The 18,056-nt window shown below is 74.7% G+C and carries 12 protein-coding genes; 3 read left to right on the forward strand and 9 right to left on the reverse strand.

Going from position 1 to position 18,056, the window contains the following annotated elements; all coding sequences use genetic code 11:
- Positions 1–47: 47 nt before the first annotated feature.
- Together BOQ63_RS16745 and BOQ63_RS16750 are read left to right on the forward strand one after the other, a co-directional pair.
- Complete coding sequence (locus BOQ63_RS16745; protein WP_030553374.1) at positions 48–851, forward strand: ABC transporter ATP-binding protein; 804 nt, start codon at positions 48–50, stop codon at positions 849–851.
- On the forward strand, positions 845–3,409 hold the full coding sequence (locus tag BOQ63_RS16750) for an ABC transporter permease (protein WP_150475950.1): 2,565 nt from the start codon (positions 845–847) through the stop codon (positions 3,407–3,409). The genes BOQ63_RS16745 and BOQ63_RS16750 overlap by 7 nt, the downstream gene beginning before the upstream one ends.
- A gap of 110 nt (positions 3,410–3,519) precedes the next feature.
- Here BOQ63_RS16750 and BOQ63_RS16755 read toward each other — a convergent pair whose 3' ends face one another.
- The 5 genes from BOQ63_RS16755 to BOQ63_RS16775 form a co-directional block, all read right to left on the reverse strand.
- Positions 3,520–3,765 carry a hypothetical protein gene (locus tag BOQ63_RS16755; protein ID WP_072654553.1) on the reverse strand — a complete coding sequence of 82 codons (246 nt, stop codon included), beginning with the start codon at positions 3,763–3,765 and terminating at the stop codon, positions 3,520–3,522.
- 537 nt (positions 3,766–4,302) lie between these two features.
- Positions 4,303–5,964 carry an FAD-dependent oxidoreductase gene (locus tag BOQ63_RS16760; RefSeq protein WP_030553371.1) on the reverse strand — a complete coding sequence of 554 codons (1,662 nt, stop codon included), beginning with the start codon at positions 5,962–5,964 and terminating at the stop codon, positions 4,303–4,305.
- A gap of 74 nt (positions 5,965–6,038) precedes the next feature.
- Complete coding sequence (locus BOQ63_RS16765; RefSeq protein WP_030287891.1) at positions 6,039–6,953, reverse strand: AurF N-oxygenase family protein; 915 nt, start codon at positions 6,951–6,953, stop codon at positions 6,039–6,041.
- Positions 6,954–7,134: 181 nt separating this feature from the next.
- Positions 7,135–8,121 (reverse strand): RNA ligase family protein, encoded by a 987-nt coding sequence (locus tag BOQ63_RS16770; RefSeq protein WP_050366545.1) that lies wholly within the window; start codon positions 8,119–8,121, stop codon positions 7,135–7,137.
- A gap of 52 nt (positions 8,122–8,173) precedes the next feature.
- Positions 8,174–8,764, reverse strand: a complete 591-nt coding sequence (locus BOQ63_RS16775; protein ID WP_030287895.1) for a TetR/AcrR family transcriptional regulator — start codon at positions 8,762–8,764, stop codon at positions 8,174–8,176.
- A 148-nt stretch (positions 8,765–8,912) separates the two neighbouring features.
- On the opposite strand from BOQ63_RS16775, the gene BOQ63_RS16780 reads away from it, so the two are divergent.
- Positions 8,913–10,334, forward strand: a complete 1,422-nt coding sequence (locus BOQ63_RS16780; protein ID WP_030287897.1) for an amidase — start codon at positions 8,913–8,915, stop codon at positions 10,332–10,334.
- Positions 10,335–10,875: 541 nt separating this feature from the next.
- Here BOQ63_RS16780 and BOQ63_RS16785 read toward each other — a convergent pair.
- The 4 genes from BOQ63_RS16785 to BOQ63_RS16800 form a co-directional block, all read right to left on the reverse strand.
- Positions 10,876–11,307 (reverse strand): DUF8711 family protein, encoded by a 432-nt coding sequence (locus BOQ63_RS16785; RefSeq protein ID WP_030287899.1) that lies wholly within the window; start codon positions 11,305–11,307, stop codon positions 10,876–10,878.
- A 164-nt stretch (positions 11,308–11,471) separates the two neighbouring features.
- Positions 11,472–12,485: a TauD/TfdA family dioxygenase gene (locus BOQ63_RS16790; protein ID WP_072654555.1), complete on the reverse strand. Its 1,014-nt coding sequence runs from the start codon at positions 12,483–12,485 to the stop codon at positions 11,472–11,474.
- Between the two features lie 93 nt (positions 12,486–12,578).
- Positions 12,579–13,424, reverse strand: coding sequence for a dimethylargininase (gene ddaH, locus BOQ63_RS16795; RefSeq protein WP_072654556.1), 846 nt, complete (start codon positions 13,422–13,424; stop codon positions 12,579–12,581).
- A 63-nt stretch (positions 13,425–13,487) separates the two neighbouring features.
- Positions 13,488–18,053, reverse strand: a complete 4,566-nt coding sequence (locus BOQ63_RS16800) for a non-ribosomal peptide synthetase (protein ID WP_072654557.1) — start codon at positions 18,051–18,053, stop codon at positions 13,488–13,490.
- Between the last annotated feature and the right edge of the window lie 3 nt (positions 18,054–18,056).

Consider the following 18,056-nt stretch of genomic DNA (forward strand, 5'->3'; position numbering starts at 1 on the left):
CCCCTGCTCATTGAGCCGGCCCGGCCTGGCACGATGGGATGGGGATCATGAACGCCACGGACTTCGCCGTTGAACTCCGCTCCGTCCGCCGCACCTACCGGCGCGGGCCCGAGCCCGTCGTCGGCCTGGACGGCGTGAGTGTCGGGTTCCCCTTCGGCACCTTCACCGCCGTCATGGGCCCCTCCGGGTCCGGCAAGTCGACCCTGCTGCGGTCGGCGGCCGGCCTGGAGGCGATCGACGACGGCGAGGTGCGGGTCGACGGCACCGTCCTGGGCGGGCTCCGCGACAAGGAGCTGACCGTCCTGCGCCGGGAGCGGATCGGCTTCGTCTTCCAGTCCTTCAACCTGCTGCCCGCGCTGACCGCCGCCCAGAACGTGGCGCTCCCGGCCAAGCTGTCGGGCCGCCGCCCGGCGCCCGCCGAGGTGACCGCCGCCCTGGCCGCGGTCGGCCTCGCCGACCGGGCCGGGCACCGGCCGGGCGAGCTCTCCGGCGGCCAGCAGCAGCGGGTCGCCATCGCCCGGGCGCTGATCACCCGCCCCGCGGTGCTGCTCGCCGACGAACCGACCGGCGCGCTGGACACCCGCAGCGGCCGCGAGGTGCTCGCCCTGCTCCGCGGGATGGCCGACGACCCCGGCCGGGCCGTGGTCATGGTCACCCACGATCCGGTCGCCGCCGCCTACGCCGACCGGGTGCTGTTCCTCCGTGACGGCCGACTGGACGGCTCGCTGGAGCGGCCCACCGCCGAGCAGGTCGCCGCCCGGATGACGGCGCTGGAGGCCCACGCGCCGGAGGCTCACCCGTCGAAGGCTCACCCGTCTCAGGCTCACGCGTCGGAGGCCTCGGCATGCTGACCCTCGCCCTCGCCTCCGTCCGGCTCCGCTGGGCCTCCTTCGTCGGCAGCTTCGTCGCGCTGGCCTGCGGCGTCGCCCTGATGGCCACCTCGATCCTGGTCATCGCCGCCACCGCCGAAGTCCCCGACCAGGCCCGCCAGCGCTACTCCCAGGCCCCGGTCCTGGTGATGGCCGACCGGAACGTCGACTTCACCCCCGCGACCGGCGGCGACCCCCAGTCCACCCCGGTCCCCGCCCAGCCGGGCCTGCCCGCCGGGCTGCTCGCCGCCGTCGCCGCGACCGGCCCGACCGTCGCGGACCACACCTTCTACGCCCAGCTGGCGGACGGCCCGCGCGAGCAGGTCGGACGCGCCTGGTCCGCTGCGGCCCTCGGTGGCTACCGGCTCACCGCGGGAACCGCCCCCGCCTCCGACGACCAGATCGTCATCGGCGGCGGCCGCCCGGAGCAGGTCGGCACCCGCGTCCGGTACGTCACCGCCGACGGCCCGCACACGGCAACGGTCTCCGGCGTCACCGAGGCCGAGGCCTTCGAGCACGCCGTCTTCTTCACCGACGCCCAGGCCGCCCGCTACTGCCCCGCCGTCGACATGCTGGCCGCCTTCGGCCCCGCCGACGCGGTGCGGCGGGCCGTCGACGCGGCCGGCGGCGCGGCCGTCGCCCGGGTGCTCACCGGCACCGAGCGCAGCCAGGCCGACCCGCACCACGCCGAGGTCAGCGCCCGGCTGGACGACGTGCAGACCCCGCTCGGCCTGTCCGCCGCGGTCTCCGGCGGCACCGCCGTGTTCGTGGTGGCCGGCACCTTCGCCCTGTCCATCGCCCAGCGCCGCCGCGAACTCGCCCTGTTGCGCCTGATCGGCGCCACCCGCCGACAGCTGCGCGCCCTGGTCAACCGGGAGGCGCTGGTGGTCGGGGTGCTGGCCTCCGCCGCCGGGTGCGCGCTCGGCGCGGCCGGGGCGGCGCCGGCCGGCCACTGGCTGGTCGACCACGGCATGGTGCCCGCCGACTTCACCGTCCCGGTCACCTGGTGGGGGCTGCTGGCCGCCGCCTCGATCGGGCTGCTGACCGCGATCGGCGGCGTCCTGCTCTCCTCCGTCAGGGCCGGTCTGATCAGCCCCGGCGAAGCCCTCGCCGAGGCGGACGCCGAACGGCGCTCTCGCCTCGCACTGGCCTTCCGCTGGGTCAGTGGCCTGCTGGTGCTCGGCGGCGGCATCGCGGCCCTCGTGGTCACGGCCCGCATCTGGCCCGACGCGGCGGCCAACGCCGCCGACTCGCTCGGCCTGCTGCTGAGCATCGTCGCGGGCTGCGTGCTGCTGGCCGCCGTACTGGCCGGCCCGGCGATCCGGCTGCTGACCGCGCTGCCCGCGCTGACGGCCCGGCTGCGCGGGCGCCCCGCCGAGGACGGCGGCGGCATCATCTGGGCCACCGCCCGGCAGAGCTCGCTGACCGCGTTCCGGCGCACCGCCGCGACCACCACCCCGGTGGTGCTGGTCGTCGCCTTCGCCGGGTGCCTGCTCGGCAGCATCGACACCATCAACCGCTCGCAGGTCAGCGAGGTCCGCCGCCAGCTGTCCGCCGCCGACCTGGTCGTCACCCCGGCCGGCACGCCCGGGCTGAACCGGGCCGTGGTGGACCGCGTCCGCTCCGTGCCCGGGGTACGGGCGCTGGTGATCACCCCGACCTCGCTGATGACCGTCGACCCGACCGGCCAGGCCCTGGTGCCGCTCAGCGCCGCCACCGCGGATCCGGCCGCACTGGCCGAGGTCGACCGCCTGCCCGTCGTCGCAGGCTCGCTCGCCGACCTCGGCCCCGGCTCGGTCGCGCTCAGCCGCACCTGGCCGGGCTCGCCCCGGGTCGGCGGACAGGTGTCCGTCCGACTGGCCGACGGCACCCCCCGTGACCTGCGGGTCGCCGCCCTGCTCGGCACCGGCGCCGAGACCGTCCAAGCCTGGGTGAACGGCGCCGACGCCGTCACCGGCGGCATCGGCGGCCCGGCCCTGGCCACCCGGATCGACCTGCGACTGCTGCCCGGCACCGACCCCCGACAGGCCGCCGCCGCGCTGTACGGCGCCGTGGACGGTCTCGGCGCCCGGCTCACCACGCCCGCGGACATCTGGTCGAACGCCGCCGACAGCACCGAACAGGCCTCCTGGAACGCCCTGTTGATGATCCTCGGGCTGGCGATCGGCTATGCGGCCATCGCGCTGGCCAACTCCCTGGTGATGACGGTCAGCGACCGGCGGCAGGAACTCTCCCTGCTGCGCCTGGCCGGTGCCACCAGGGCCCAGGTACTGCGCACCGTCGCCCTCGAAACGCTGATGTGCGTCGCGGCCGGCACCCTGCTGGGCGTGCTCGGCACGGTGATCAGCGTCGGCGGCTCCTGGGCCGCCCTGACCCACCTGGTCGGCCCGACGCCCGCGGCCGTCCCCTGGACCGTGATGGGTGTGCTCGCCGCCGTCTGCGCGGTCATCGCCCTGACCTCGGCGGTGGTCCCGGCAGCGCTGGCCCTGCGCGGCCGGGACGGGCAGGGCATCCTGCGCGGCGCGGCGGGGGCTGCCTGAGAGCGGCCGAGCCGGGGTGGCCGTGTAGTCGGCGAGGGCGCGGGCGAAGGCGGCCGGGCCGGTGCGGACGGCGACGGTGTCGAGGACGGGGATGCCCTCGACACTGCTGGTCAGCCGGTGCTGCTGGCCGGGCTGGGCACGATGCGGCTGACCACCGAACTGCCGGAGCTGGGCAGCACGCTGCGGGTGTGGGTGCTGCCGACGCCGGTCGCACCCTGGCGGACCCTGGCGCGGTTCGCGGTGGCCGGCACCGTGCCGCTGCGGCTGCTGGTGCCGGGGGTCGGGTCGGCGAGGTCCGTACGGAGCGTCGACCGGGCGGCCTCCTGGCCGGCGCTCCAGGCGGCGATGCGGATCATCAAGCAGGACCGGCCGGTGCCGGCCCGCGAGCGGCACCTGGCGCAGCCGCCGCTGGTGCCCGGGGAGCGCTCGATCGGGCTCTTCCGGCGGTGGGCGGTCAGTTCTACCCCGAGGGGTCGGCGGGGGGTGAGGTCGTCGGGGGCGCTGCCGGTCCCGCGGGCGCTGCGGTTGCCGGGGGTGCTGCGGCTGCCGGAGCAGCGGAGGCGCCCGGGGTGGTCAGCGACTCCCAGACCGGGTCCGGCAGTCCGGGCACCGACCGCCCCTCCGACTGCCACCGGCGGGCCAGTTCGGCATAGATGGGCACCCCCGGGTCGGGTTCCGGAGGGTGCCCCGGCCATTGCAGGATCGTTTCTTCGGCCATCGGCCGACACCACGCGTCCGAGGCCAACCCAAAACTGCTCACATCCACCCAACGCGCCCCGGCGCACCGGGTCACGGCCGCGTCAACCGGGCGGCCCACGCGTCCACCCCGCGCGGGCCGCCCCGGCTGCTCACCCCGGGTCGCCCACCCCGGTCGCCCGGCCCGGGAACGCGCCTCAGCGCCGTCGGCCCGCCGCCAGCAGTTCCGCCACCGTCGCCAGCTTCACCCGCGGCCGCCCCTGCGCCGCGCCCCGCTCGCGCTCCGCCCGGTCCACCGCGCGCAGTTCCTTCAGCCCCACCGCGTCCGGCCGGCGCCGCCGCACCAGACGCTCGAACTCCGCGCGCCCCGAAGGTGGTTCGGGCAGCAGCCGGGCCACCGCGTCGTCCAGCAGCGCGTCCACCGTCTCCCGGGCGCAGGCCCGGTTGGCGCCGATCCCGCCGGACGGGCCGCGCTTGGCCCAGCCCACCACGTACACGCCCGGCAGCGCCCGTCCGGTGGCCGGGTCGACGACCCGTCCGCCGCGCTGCGCGACCGTCCCGCTCCGCTCGTCGAACGGCAGCCCGGGCAGTGGCACGCCCCGGTGCCCGATCGAGCGCACCACCAGCCCGGCCCGCAGGGTTTCCCTCTCCCCCACCACCCGGAGCGGCTCGCCGTCCGCCGTCAGCGTGGTCCGCTCGACGGTCAGCCCCGAGACCCGGCCGTCCTCCCCGGTCAGCTCGACCGGCGCCGACAGGAAACGCAGCACGATCCGCCGCCCCGGCCCCGGCTCCGCGCCCCCGTCGTACCGCACCAGCGGCAGGCCGGCGAGCAGCCCGGCCCTGGAGTCCGGCGCGGCCGCCTCGATCGCCACCCGCACCTCCGGGTGGTCCTCGACCACCAGCTCGACGCCCGGCAGCCGGCCCAGCGCCAGGAACTCCGGCCTGGTCCAGGCCGCCTGCTCGGGCCCGCGCCGGGCCAGCAGCACGACCTCCCGGACCCTGCTGCCGCGCAGCGCGGCCAGGGCGTGGTCGGCGATGTCGGTGGCGGCGAGCCGGTCGGGGTCGGTGAGCAGGACGCGGGCGATGTCCACCGCGACGTTGCCGTTGCCGACCACCACCACCCGCTCGGCGGACAGCTCCACCGTGTCGGCGGGCACCGTCGGGTCGGCGTTGTACCAGCGGACGAAGGAGGTCGCGGGCAGGCTGCCCGGCAGGTCCTCGCCGGGCACGCCGAGCCGCCGGTCGGCGGCCGCGCCCACCGCGTACACCACCGCGTGGTGGTGCGCGGCCAGCTCCTCGTGGGTGACGTCGGTGCCGACGTCCAGGTTGAGGTGCATCCGCAGCCGGGGGTCGTGGAAGACGCTCGCGAAGCTCTCCGCGATCCGCTTGGTGGACTGGTGGTCGGGCGCGACGCCGTGCCGCAGCAGGCCGCCGGTGACCGGCAGCCGGTCGATCATGGTGATCTCCGCGCTGGTGCAGCGCAGCAGCTCCTGCGCGGTGTACCCGGCGGACGGCCCGGTGCCGACCACGGCGATCCGCAGCGTGCCGAGCCCGCCGGGCAGGCTGCGCGGGAAACTGGGCGCGCCCCAGGCGTGGTCGTTGGGGTGGTCGCGGAACCAGTCCCGGTTGAGGTCGCCGAAGACGACGTCCGGGCCGCGCAGCCGGTCGACCGGGAACACCGCGTCCACCGGGCAGGCGTCCGCGCAGGCGCCGCAGTCGATGCACGCCTGCGGGTCGATGTACAGCATGTCGGTGCTGCCGAACTCCGGTTCCTCCGGGGTCGGGTGGATGCAGTTGACCGGGCAGACGGACACGCACGAGGCGTCGTTGCAGCAGTTACGGGTGATCGCGTAGGCCATGGCCGGAGTGGGGTCCTCGCTCTAGCTGGTCGGTCGTCCTGGTCGGTCGTCCTGGTTCGTCGCCCCGTTCGTCGTCAGAGCATGTGAACGCGGCGGTAGACGGCGGCCGAGCGGCTGGTGAGCAGCCCGGCCTCGGCGAGGAACGCCATCAGGTGCCGGGAGCTGTTGCGCATCATCGCCTTGCGGTGCTCGTTCTCCTTCACCTCGGCGAGCGCCCGTGCGACGTCCAGCCCGGCGGCCTTGTACACGCCCGGGTGGACCATGCTGCTGACGATGACGTACGCGCCGATCGCGATGCCGGTGGCCGAGGTGCGGCGGCGGGCCGGGCCCGCGTGGCGCATCCGTTCGCGGATCTCCTGCCGGGCGAACTTCATGTGCCGCGACTCCTCGACCACGTGGATCCGGGAGGTGCCGCGGACGATCTCCAGGACGTTCTCACCGCGCATCCAGTCACGCTGCATGACGTCCAGCACCTCCTCGGCCACCAGGATGCCGCCGTAGGCGAGTTCACCCTTGGCGAGCGCCTTGAAGGCTCGCCCGGCCTGGGCGATCACCTTGTTGGGCCGGTAGGCGGGGACGCCCATCTTCTGGCAGGCGCGGGCGAACATGATCGAGTGGCGGCACTCGTCGGCGATCTCGGTGAGCGCGAACTGGAACTCGGCGTTGGCGGGGTTCTTGAGGTACTGGTCGCGCAGCACCATCTGCTGGAGGATCATCTCGAACCAGATGCCGGTGTTCATGATCGAGCAGACCTCGTGCCGGGTGAGGGTGACCCGCTGCTGCTCGGTCATCCCGTCCCAGAGCCGGGTGCCGTAGAGGGTGCTCCACTCGGGATTGAGGCCGTAGTGCTCCTCGGGGAGGGGGGCGTCCCAGTCGATCTCGGTCATGGGGTCGAAGGAGAGGGTGGCGGCCGACTCCAGCAGCCGCTTCGAGACGTCGTCGTCGGCCACCGTGTGGCCGTGCTCGGTCGCCTGCCGGGTGAGGGCCATGGCTGCCTCCAGGTGCCTGCTCCTGCGGGCTCCCGCTCACCCGCTTATTAGACGGACAGTACAATAAGAGCCGGACGGCGAGAACCCCCCGTGCAGGAGACAACCGGCGGGAGGGTGAGCGCGGCGGGCGCGCGCAGGGGGTGGCGAGGAGGCGGTGGTGGCGGGTGAGGACGGCCCGGCGTCACCGGCGGTCCGCCGCGTCGAAGGCGGCGAGGGAGAGGGTCGCGGGGCGGAGGGCGTGCCGGAGCGCCGTCAGGGTGGAGGGCTCCAGCCCGCCGAGGGCTTCGGAGAGTTCGTCGGCCACGTCGTGGGCGACCTCCGCCGCCACCGCGTCCGTCCCGGCGCGCGGCCCGAGTTTGCTGACGGCGGCTGCGGCGCGGGCGGGGGTGAGGAAGGCCGAGGCCTGGACGAGCAGCCAGGCGGGGACGCCTGCCGCGCCTTCCGGCGGGGGGAGGTAGGGACGGGCGCCGTCGTAGCGGTCGTCCTCGGCGAAGGCCCTCTGCTTGACCTTGACGACAGGCCGGGCGGCGTCCGACTCGTGCCATTCACCGGCCGGTTTGAGCACGTACCCCTCGGCGAGGTTGTCGGGCAGTTCCGGCAGTCCGAGCAGGGCCGGGACCCTACTGGGGAAGGCGACCGGCAGCTCCTGAAGGGTTTTCAGCGCGCCGTGTCCGAGCAGGGGCACGCAGGTGAGGCCGGCGGCGGACGCGGCGGACCGGAGCTCGCGGTCGGCGATCCAGCACCGCCCTGCGGCCGTCTCCACCGTCGCGTCGAAGGGCAGCCAGCGCAGGCCGGGGGCGTACCAGACGCCGGTCTGCACGGGCTCGGCTCCGGGGACGGCGGGCACGCCGGGGTGCGGATAGCGGCCGCCGGCGAGCTCGCCGTAGACGGTGACGACGGCGGATTCGCCCCGGGTCGCCCGCAGGGCCGCCGCGAAGCGCCGGGCCGCGACGAGGAGTTGCGGCCAGATCCGGCTCACGCCGAAGAAGGCGTCGAGTTCCTCGTCGGCCAGCAGGTCGCGCCGTTTGGCGGGCCGGACGGACGGGTCCTGGCAGACGACGGCGAAGTGCGCGCCGTGCACCTTCTCCGCCGCGGTCCATTCGCGGCTCCCGGGTGCGCCGGAGCGGCCCCGGGCGGGGATCTTCGGGTAGGGCTTCAGCTCGGCCACGAACAGATCCTCGCGGCAAGGCCCTCCGGTGACAACGGGATTCGAGCGGCTCTCAGCGGCCGGCGCCCGCCCCCCACACGCCGACGAGGTGCGCGTGCAGCAGTTCCTCCGCCTCGGCCGCCGACCGGTGCCCGATGAGCACGTGCGCGGTGAGCCCGTCGGCGAGCGCGAGGAGGGTACGGGCTTCGCGCCGGGCGTCGACGGCGCCCGACGCTTCGGCGATGAGTCGTGCGAGCAGCCCTTCGAGGTCGGCATAGCTGGTCCGCAGTCCGGTCGCCAGGGCCGGGTTGACGGCGGCCGCGGCGAGGAAGGCGAGCCAGATCCGGGCTTCGGCCCGGTGCTCGTCGCGCAGCAGGGCCACCTCGCCGACGACGTGTCCGACGGTGCTGGCGGCGGACTGGGCGGGGCCGGCGACGACCCGGCCGTGGGCGCGCTCGGTGACGCGCGCGCCGATGTGGCCGAGGGCGAACTGCAGCATCTCCTCCTTGGTGCGGAAGCAGCGCTGGACGGCGCCCATGGAGACGTCCGCCCTGGTGGCGACGTCCCGGAGGGTGACTCCTTCGAGGCCCTGGGCATCGATCAGCGCGCACACGGCCTCGGCGATCCGTCGGCGCCGGTCCTCCTGGTCGACCTGTTTCGGCATACCGCTCCCCGCACTTCCCGTCCGCGTTCCGACGCCCGCCGAACGTCCGCGTCCCGACGTCCGCGTCCGCCATTAATTCGATGCAAGCGTATCGGCTCGCCCGCTAAGGTTCCGATGCAAGCGCATCGGAACGAATTCGGGAGCCCTCATGTGGAAACTCTCCGCCACCGCCATCGCCGCCGCCGTCCGCGGCGGCGAGGTGTCCGCCCGCGAGGTGGTGGACGCCCACCTCGCCCGGATCGCCGAGGTCAACCCGCGGGTGAACGCCGTGACCCAGCTCCTCGCCGACCGCGCCCGCGCCGCCGCCAGGGAGACCGACCGGGCCCGGGCGGCCGGGGAGCCGCTCGGCCCGCTCGCCGGGGTGCCGTTCACGGTCAAGGAGTGCACCCGCATCGAGGGCGTCCCGACCACCTTCGGCACGCCGCGCTTCCGCGAGCTGGTCGCCCCCGCCGACGCCGTCCCGGTAGCCCGGCTGCGCGCCGCCGGGGCGATCCCGATCGGGCACAGCAACATGCCGACCCTGATCCTGGCCGGGATGCACACCCGCAGCGAGCTGTACGGCGACACCCGCAACCCCTGGGACGCGGCCCGCACCCCCGGCGGCACCAGCGGCGGGGACGGCGTGGCGGTGGCCACCGGCATGGCAGCACTGGGGCTCGGCAACGACTCCGGCGGCTCGGTCCGCATCCCGGCCACCTTCTGCGGGGTCGCCGCGCTCAAGCCGACGACCGGCCGGTTCGCCGCCGACCAGCGGATGCTGGGCCCGACCGACCCCGGGCCCGCCTCCCAACTACTCGTCACGGACGGACCGTTGGCCCGTACGGTGGCCGACCTGCGGCTCGCCTACGAGACCCTGGCCGGACCGGATCCACGCGACCCCCGCGCCGTCCCGGCACCGCTGTACGGAGAGCCGCCGCACGGAGGGCCGCTCGACGGCCGGCCGCGGGTCGCCGTGGTCGCCGATCCGGGCGGCCACGGCGTCCACCCCTCCGTCCGCCGCGCCGTCGAGGGCGCCGCCGAGGCCCTGCGCGACGCCGGGTACCAGGTGGACGAGGTCCCCGACGTCCCCCGGCTGGACGAGGCTCTGAAGGCCTACCACCAGCTCACCAGCACCGAGTTCGCCCCCAGCTGGCCCGCCGTGCGGCAACTGCTGGGCGAGGGCGGCGACCGTTTCATCGAGCTGACCATGCGCCACAACCCGCCCGTCGACGCCGCCGGGCTGATCAGGCTCATGGGTACCTGGATGAACATCCGCCGCTCCTGGACGGAGTTCCTGGACGCGTACCCGCTGCTGCTCGGCCCGGTCTTCACCGAGCCGCCGGTGGAACCCGGCCTGGAGTCCCGGGACCAGGCCGGGCGGGACCGGGTCGCCTCGGCGATGCGGCTCTGCTCGGTCACCAGTTTCGTCGGCGTCCCGGCCGTCGCCGTCCCCACCGGGCTGGACGCCGAGGGCCTGCCCACCGGGGTGCAGCTGATCGGGCGCCCGTTCCGCGAGGACCTCTGCCTGGCCGCCGCCCAGCACGTCGAGGACCGGCTCGGCACCCTCACCCCGATCGACCCCTTGATGTGACGAAGGGCCTCACCCGGCCACTCCGGGTGGGGCCCAGTGTCCTCGTGCCCGCCCCGCGGCCGGGCCGGCACCGCCGCCGTCGACCACCGTGGTGACCGGGCGGCCGTCGACGGGACGGGATCCTCCCACCGGTCACAGTCCTCTCCGGGGCCGGCGTGGTGGTGCTGCTCGAAGGGCTCCGGCGGCGCGGCCCGCCCGGGCCGCAGCAGGTCGAGCCCGAAGCCGAGCATCACCAGGCAGCCGCCCGTCAGGACCATGGCGCCCAACGCCGTACCGATCTCGCCGGCCACCGGTTCACTCCTGGGTGCGGGTCGGGGTCACGGTGTCCCGGGCCGACGGGCGCCCCAAGAACCGGGGGGGTCTTGAGGCGCCCTTCGGCCGACGCCGGGGCCGGCGTACGGGGGATGTTCCGGCCCCGGCGGGCTGACGGGTGGGCGGTGAGCGATCCGCTCGGGCCACGCCACCCTGGCTCGTGATCCGTGCTTCCGGAAGGTCAGTACTCCGGAAGGCCGGTACTTCGGAAGGCCGGTACTTCGGAAGGTCAGTACTTCTTCGAGTCGGTGCAGGTCTTCCGCAGGTCCCTGAGCCGGTCGTTCTGTTCGGCCAGGTAGTCGACCACGGTGCGGGCGCCGTGGTCCTTCGGCTGGGCGTCGCGCAGCGACTTCGCGGTGGTCTCGACGGCCTTGCGCAGGTCGTCGTCCGGTGCGATCTTCGCCAGCTCGTCGAGCTTGTCCGCGCGCTCGCGCACGTCCTTGCGGGCCTTGTCGGCGTCGTTCGGGAAGGGATCGAAGAGGGTCAGCCCCAGCACCCGGGAGCACACCTCGACCCGGTCCGCGGTCGTCTGGGTGTCGACCTTGCAGGCGGTCGCTCCGAGGGCGAGCACGGTGACGGCGGCCAGGCAGAGCGCCGCCCGCCGTCCCGGACGTCGACGTGCTCGGGCCGTGTTCCCTCGGGCTGCCAACGTTGCGTCCACAGCGGCTCCTCCACCGGCAGCTCGTCTTCCGGCGGACCCGCCGTACCGGTTCCGCCGCGCTTGTTCGGACGGCTTCATCGTCCCCCGCGCCGGCCCTCCGGCACACGGGCGCGGGTACCCAGTCAGAAGTGCAGTTCGCTGCACCACCGCCCGCCGGGCGGGGCTCAGATCCCCTGGCTCACGTACAGGTCGGACATCGCCACCAGGATGCGGCGGTCGCCGCTGAACGGCTCCCGGGCGTGGGTGGCCAGGAAGTTGTCGACCACCAGGACGTCCCCGCGCTGCCAGGGCACCGACACCGCGGCCTTCTGGTAGAGCTTGCCGATCAACGCCACGGCCTCGTCCTCGATGGGCGTGCCGTCCCCGTAGAACGCGTTGCGCGGCACGCCCTCCGGACCGTACTCGTCCAGGAGGTACTCCGCCACGTCCCCGTCGAGGGTGGAGACGTGCCACATGTGGGCGTGGTTGAACCACACCGTCTCACCGGTGTGCGGGTGCCGGGCGACGGCCTGGCGGACCGAGCGGGTGCGCAGCCCGTCGTCGCCGGTCCAGGTGAACTCCGTGTCCGAGGCGCGGCAGTACGCCTCCACCTCCGCCCGGTCGGTGGTCTGGAAGACGTCCTGCCAGGGGATGTCCAGTCCGGGGCTGTAGTTGCGCACATAGGCGACGCCGTGCCGCTGGAAGCGCTCGCGGATCTCCTGGGGGATCTTCGGGAACACGGCCCGCTCGCTGGCCACCGGGGTGGCTCCGCCCTGCGCGGACGGGCGGTCGCCGTAGAAGTACAGGATGCTCGGCCAGTTGTGGGAGTACGACATCTCGTGGTGGAAGTCGATCCAGCGGTCGGCGGCCAGCTCGGTGGAGGTGAACACCTTGTCGGCGATCTCGGTGCGCGGCGCGGCCCGCTCCAGGTAGTCGAGCAGGTCGGGCGAGTACGCGCGGGCGGCGCTGCCGAACTCCGCCGGGCTGTCGACCGCGAATCCCCGGAACAACAGGGCGCCGTGGCGGTGGAGTTCGTCGACGAGGCGGGCTCGGTTGGCACCGATCCACCGGTCCAGGCGCACGCCCGGTTCGGCGGCCTCGATGCGCAGCAGGAACGGCTCCGGGTCCACCGGGGCGGTCGTCACCCGGCCGCCGGAGAAGGGAGCTGACGGGTCGGCCGCGGTGTTCGGCTGGGTCATGGAAGGGCTCCAGTCAGGAGGATGTGGACGGGCAAGGTCGGGCGGGCCGGTGAGGGGGCTGCGGCCGCCCTCACCGGCCCCACCGGAGGGACGTCAGGCAGCGGCCTCGCGGACCTCCAAGGTGCAGCACTTGACGCTGCCGCCGCCCTTGAGCAGCTCGCTCAGGTCCATCCCGATCGGCTCGAAGCCGCGCTTCCGCAGCTCCCGTGCCAGGCCGGTGGCCGCCTCCGGGAGCACCACGTGCCGCCCGTCGCTGACCGCGTTGAGCCCGAACACCGCCGCGTCCTCCTCGGACGCCAGCACGGCGTCGGGGTACAGCCGTTCCAGCACGGCCCGGCTGCCCGGCGAGAACGCCCGGGGGTTGTACATCACCTCGTCCTCGGACAGCACGGCCAGCGCGGTGTCCAGGTGGTAGTAGCGCTCGTCGATCAGCTCCAGGCTGACGACCGGGCAGCCGAAGAACTCCTGGGCCTCGGCGTGCCCCGGGGGCTCGCTGCGGAAGCCGGTGCCGGCCAGGATCAGGTTCCCGGCCACCAGGAAGTCGCCCTCGCCCTCGTTGATGTGCTCGGGGTCGTGCAGTTCGGTGAAGCCGTTGTCGCGGAACCAGGCCAGGTAGGCGGGCCCCTCGGCGGAGCGCTCGACGTTGCGGAACCGGGCGCCCAGGACCTTGCCGTCCACCACCGTGGCACCGTTGGCGGCGTAGACCATGTCGGGGTAGCCCGGGAGCGGGTCGATCAGCTCCACCTCGTGGCCCAGTTCCAGGTAGAGCGCCCGCAGCTTCTCCCACTGGGCGACGGCCAGGTCGGTGTCCACCGGCTTCGCCGGGTCCATCCACGGGTTGATCCGGTAGGTGACCTCGAAGTGGGTGGGACGGCACATCAGATAACGGCGCCGACGGGCCTCGCGGGCGCGGGCGGCGGACTGCGTTCGGTCGGTCATGGCTCTCCTCGGGAGGTGTGACGGACGTGGCGGCGGCGCGGAGGACGCCGCGCGGGGCGGGGTTCAGGGGGTGGCGCGGACCAGCTCGCGCAGGCCGTCCAGCATCCCCGTCAGCAGTTCGGTGACGGACTCCTCGGTGAAGTGCCCGGCGGGGTAGGTGCAGCTGAACTCCATCCGCCCCTCCTCCACCGCGCCGACCACGTCCAGCGGGTGCGCCCGGTGCTCCGCGGGGTGGTGCTCGGCGCCGCCGTGCGGGAGGGGACGCACCACCAGTCCGTCGCCGGCGGCCGCGGTGTCCCACTGCCCCAGGTAGTTGAAGCCGACCAGGGCCCGCACCCGGGCCGGCCGGGGGTGGCCGGGCCGGTCGGCGGCCAGGTGGCGCAGCGCGCCGTAGCCGATGCCGTGCTGCGGTACCGCCCGCAGCTGCCGCTTGACCGTGCGGACCGCCGCGGACATCGGCGCGTCGGCCGGGACGGCCAACGCCAGCGGGTGGGCTGCGGTGAACCAGCCGACCGTACGGGACAGTTCGACGCCGTCGAGGAAGTCCTCCCGGCCGTGGCCCTCCAGTTCGACCAGGGTGCGGTCCCGGCCGGTCCAGCCGGTCAGGGACCGGCCGAGCGCGGCCAGCAGCACCTCGTTGATGCGCGCCCGGTGCGCCCCGGGGACCCGGCGCAGCAGGGCGTCGGTCTCCTCCGCGGTCAGCCGCCCGTGGACGGTCCGGGCCTGCTCCACCAGCCCCGGGTCGGGGACGGCGGGGGCGTCCGCCGTGGCGGCCCGCCAGTACTCGGCCTGGTCGTCGAAGCCGCCCTCCGCGGTGAACCGCTCCAGGCGCCGCGCCCACTGCCCGAAGGAGGTGCTGAGCGGACCGAGGTCGACGTCCTTGCCGGCCGACAGCTGGCCGTACCCGATCCGCAGGTCGTCCAGCAGGACGCGCCAGGAGACGCCGTCCACGGCGAGGTGGTGCGCGGTCAGGAAGAGCCGGGGCGGCCGGTCGGCCAGGGTGAACAGCGCCGCGCGCAGCAGCGGGCCGTCGGTGACGGACAGGCCGGTCTGGGCCGCGAGGACCGCCGCGTCGATCCGCTCCGACAGCTGCTCCTCCGGGGTGCCGGAGAGGTCGAGGTGGGTGAAGTGCCAGCGGCCGTCGGGGTGTTCGACGACCTCCTGGCGCCACTGGCCGTCGGTGCGGGTGAACCGCAGCCGCAGCGCGTCGTGGCGGGCGACCACGGCTGCCAGTGCGGCGCGTACGGCCGCGGGGTCGGCGTCGGGGGCGAGTTCCAGCAGGACGGACTGGTTGAAGTGGTGCGGATTGGCGGTGTGGGTCTCGAAGAACCAGTGCTGTACGGGGGTCAGCGGCACCGGCCCGGCGTCCGGCTGCCCGCCCTGTTCCGCCCCGGAGGCGTCGGCGGTGCGCACCAGCTCGGCGAGCCGGGCCACCGTCCTGGCCTGGAAGAGCTCCTTGACGGTCAGCTCCAGTCCGGCCTGCCGGGCGCGGGAGACCACCTGGGTGGACAGGATGGAGTCGCCGCCGAGGTCGAAGAAGGCGTCGTGCACGCCGACCCGCTCCACGCCGAGGACGGTGCGGAAGATCTCCGCCAGCACCTCCTCCCGGTCGGTGCGCGGCGCCACGTGCTCGCGCCGCGCCGTCACCGGCCGCTCGGCCAGCGCGCGCCGGTCCACCTTCCCGTGCGCCGTCAGCGGCAGCCGGTCCAGCACGGCGAAGGCCGACGGGACCATGAACTCCGGTAGCAGCGCGGACAGTTCGTCGTGCACCCGGCCGGGGTCGAGCGTCTGCCCGGCGACCGGGACCAGGTAGCCGACCAGCTGCTTGCGCCCGCCGTGGTCCAGCGCCAGGGCGCACGCCTGGTCCACTCCGGCCAGTCGGCCCATCGCGGTCTCGATCTCGCCCAGCTCGATCCGGAAGCCGCGGATCTTCACCTGGTCGTCGGTGCGCCCCCGGAAGTCGAGCTCCCCGCCGGGGAGCCAGGCGCCCAGGTCGCCGGTGCGGTACAGCCGGGCGTCGGGGTCGTCGCTGAACGGGTGGCGCACGAAGCGCTGCCCGGTCAGTTCGGGACGGCCGAGGTAGCCCCGGGCCACGCCGCGTCCGCCGATGAACAGTTCACCGGTCACGCCGACCGGGACCGGCCGCAGCCGCTCGTCCAGGACGTAGACCTCCACGCCGGCGATCGGCCTGCCGATGGGCAGCCGGGCCGCGTCCGCGGGGATCTCGCCCTCGAACAGCGCCGCGCCGACGGTGGCCTCGGTGGGCCCGTAACCGTTGACGAAGCGGTGCCGGCCCGACCAGGAGCGGGCCAGCTCGACCGGACAGCGGTCGCCGACCGCGAGCACGGTCGAGCCGGCGGCGAGGTCGGCGGGGTCCAGGGCCGCGAGGGCCGCGGGCGGCAGGCTCAGCAGCACCGGCTCGCCCTTCGCCAGGCCGACGACCAGTTCGGGTCCGATCGCCTCGACCCCGGCCTCGGGCAGGCACAGGGTGGCGCCGGAGGTGAGCGCGAGGAAGGTCTCCCACACCGCGCCGTCGAAGCTGGGCGAGGACAGTTGGAGCACCCGGCCGCCCACACCGAGCCCGAACCGCCGGGCGGTGGCCGTGACCATGTTGACCAGCCCGCGGTGACGGAGCAGCACGCCCTTGGGGGTGCCGGTGGAGCCGGAGGTGTAGATGACGTACGCCAGCGCCTCCGACCCGACCCGCGGTTCCTCGCCGGTGTCCGCGCCGGCGCCGGGGCCGGGCCACGGCCCGTCCACGGCGACGGCACGGACGGCCGTGTTGGCGAAGTCGCCCAGCAGCGAGCGCTGGGTCAGCACGACCGGCGCCGCGGTCTCCGTGAGCATCAGCTCCCGCCGGGCGGGCGGGAAGGCCGCGTTCAGCGGGAGGAATGCCGAGCCCGTCCGCAGTGCGGCCAGGGTGGCCACCACCAGGTCCGGGCCGCGGTCGAGGCAGATGCCCACCACCGAACCGGGCGTGACTCCCGAGGCGATCAGGTGCCGGGCCAACTCGCCCGACCTGCGGTCCAGTTCGCCGTACGTCAGCCGCTGGTCGCCGCACTCCACGGCGACCGCCCCGGGGTGCTCCGCCGCGTGCCGGGCGATCAGCTCGTGCACGCCGACGTCGTCGAGGTCCGGCGCGGGGGTGCGGGCCCAGTCGACGGTCAGCCGCCGGTGCTCCTCGTCGGTGAGCAGCGCCAGGTCGGTCCAGGGCAGGTCGGGCGCGGCCGCGATCGAGCCGAGCAGTGTCACCAGGTGCCCGCACAGCCGCCGTACGGTCGTGGCGTCGAACAGGTCGCCGCTGTACTCGACGTCGACGCCCAGCGAGCCGTCGGACCGCTCCTCGAAGCCGAGGACGAGGTCGAAGCCCGTACTGGCCTGGGGGAGCCGGTACTGCTCGACGCCCAGACCGCTGAGTTCCAGCTGGGCCTCCGGCGCGTTCTGCAGGACGACCAGGACCTGCGCCAGCGGCATCCGGCCCGCGTCCCGCTCGGGCTGGACCGCGTCCACCACCTGTTCGAAGGGCACCTCCTCGTGCTGGAAGGCCTCCAGCACGGATTCGCGGGTGCCCGCCAGCAGTTCGGTGAACGACCGGTCGGGGTCCAGCCGGGCCCGCAGCACCAGGGTGTTCAGGAAGAAGCCGACGACCTCCTCCAGGCCGGGGTGCCCGCGCCCGGCCACCGGCGTGCCGACGGCGACGTCGCGCTGCCCCGTCCAGCGGGCCAGCAGCACCTGGGCGGCCGCGGTCAGCGTCATGAACAGCGTGGCTCCGCATCGCCGGGACAGCGAGCGCAGCCCGTCGGCCACCCCGGACGGCACGAGGACGGACTCCACGTCCCCGCCCGAGGTGCGCACGGCCGGCCGGGGCCGGTCGGCCGGCAGCTCCAGCGGCGACAGGCCGGCCAGCTGCTCCCTCCAGTAGGCCAGCGACGGCGCCAGCGCCTCCGGTGAGCACTGTTCGCGCTGCCACACCGCGAAGTCGGCGTATTGCAGCGGTACCGGCGCCAGGTCGGCGGCCCGGCCCTCGCGTCCGGCCCGGTACAGCTCGCCGATCTCCCGGGTGACGACGCTCATCGACCACCCGTCGTGGTTGATGTGGTGCAGTGTCAGGACGAGCACGTGCTCCCGCTCCGCCAGGCGGACCAGCAGGGCCCGCAGCAGCGGGCCGGTGCGCAGGTCGAAGGGCCGGGCGAGGTCCCGCGCCACCGCGCGGTCCAGCTCCGCCTGCCGGTCCGCACCGGCGGGTCCGCTCAGGTCGACCTGCTCGAAGGGGACGGTGAACTCCTCGCACGGGGTCTGCACCGGTGTTCCGTCGACCGAGTCGAAGGTGGTGCGCAGCGCCTCGTGCCGCCGCACCACGCCGACGAGGGCCTCCCGCAGCGCCCCGGCGTCGAGCTCACCGGTCAGCCGCAGCCCGAAGCAGGAGTTGTAGCCGACCGACTCGGGGTCCAACTCGTGCAGGAACCAAAGGCGTTGCTGGGCGAACGACATCGGCAGCGGCCCGGTGCGCGGCACGGTCGGGATGCCCGGTTCCTCGGCCGGACCGGAGGCTCCGGCCAGGCGGCGCAGCAGTTGTTCTCGCAGGTGCGCCGGCAGCGCGGCGATCCTGTCCTCGCGCGATGTGGACACGTC

Origin of the sequence: Streptomyces viridifaciens (assembly GCF_001888885.2) — a bacterium.
In the GTDB taxonomy this organism is placed as follows: Bacteria; Actinomycetota; Actinomycetes; order Streptomycetales; family Streptomycetaceae; genus Kitasatospora; species Kitasatospora aureofaciens.

What these genes read in the sequence shown, in the direction of transcription:
- BOQ63_RS16760 (WP_030553371.1), bottom strand. Translation starts at nt 5,964, where the DNA reads ATGGCCTACGCGATCACCCGTAACTGCTGCAACGACGCCTCGTGCGTG.
- BOQ63_RS16755 (WP_072654553.1), bottom strand. Translation starts at nt 3,765, where the DNA reads ATGATCCGCATCGCCGCCTGGAGCGCCGGCCAGGAGGCCGCCCGGTCG.
- BOQ63_RS16775 (WP_030287895.1), bottom strand. Translation starts at nt 8,764, where the DNA reads ATGCCGAAACAGGTCGACCAGGAGGACCGGCGCCGACGGATCGCCGAG.
- ddaH (WP_072654556.1), bottom strand. Translation starts at nt 13,424, where the DNA reads ATGACCGACCGAACGCAGTCCGCCGCCCGCGCCCGCGAGGCCCGTCGG.
- BOQ63_RS16750 (WP_150475950.1), top strand. Translation starts at nt 845, where the DNA reads ATGCTGACCCTCGCCCTCGCCTCCGTCCGGCTCCGCTGGGCCTCCTTC.
- BOQ63_RS16745 (WP_030553374.1), top strand. Translation starts at nt 48, where the DNA reads ATGAACGCCACGGACTTCGCCGTTGAACTCCGCTCCGTCCGCCGCACC.
- BOQ63_RS16780 (WP_030287897.1), top strand. Translation starts at nt 8,913, where the DNA reads ATGTGGAAACTCTCCGCCACCGCCATCGCCGCCGCCGTCCGCGGCGGC.
- BOQ63_RS16790 (WP_072654555.1), bottom strand. Translation starts at nt 12,485, where the DNA reads ATGACCCAGCCGAACACCGCGGCCGACCCGTCAGCTCCCTTCTCCGGC.
- BOQ63_RS16765 (WP_030287891.1), bottom strand. Translation starts at nt 6,953, where the DNA reads ATGGCCCTCACCCGGCAGGCGACCGAGCACGGCCACACGGTGGCCGAC.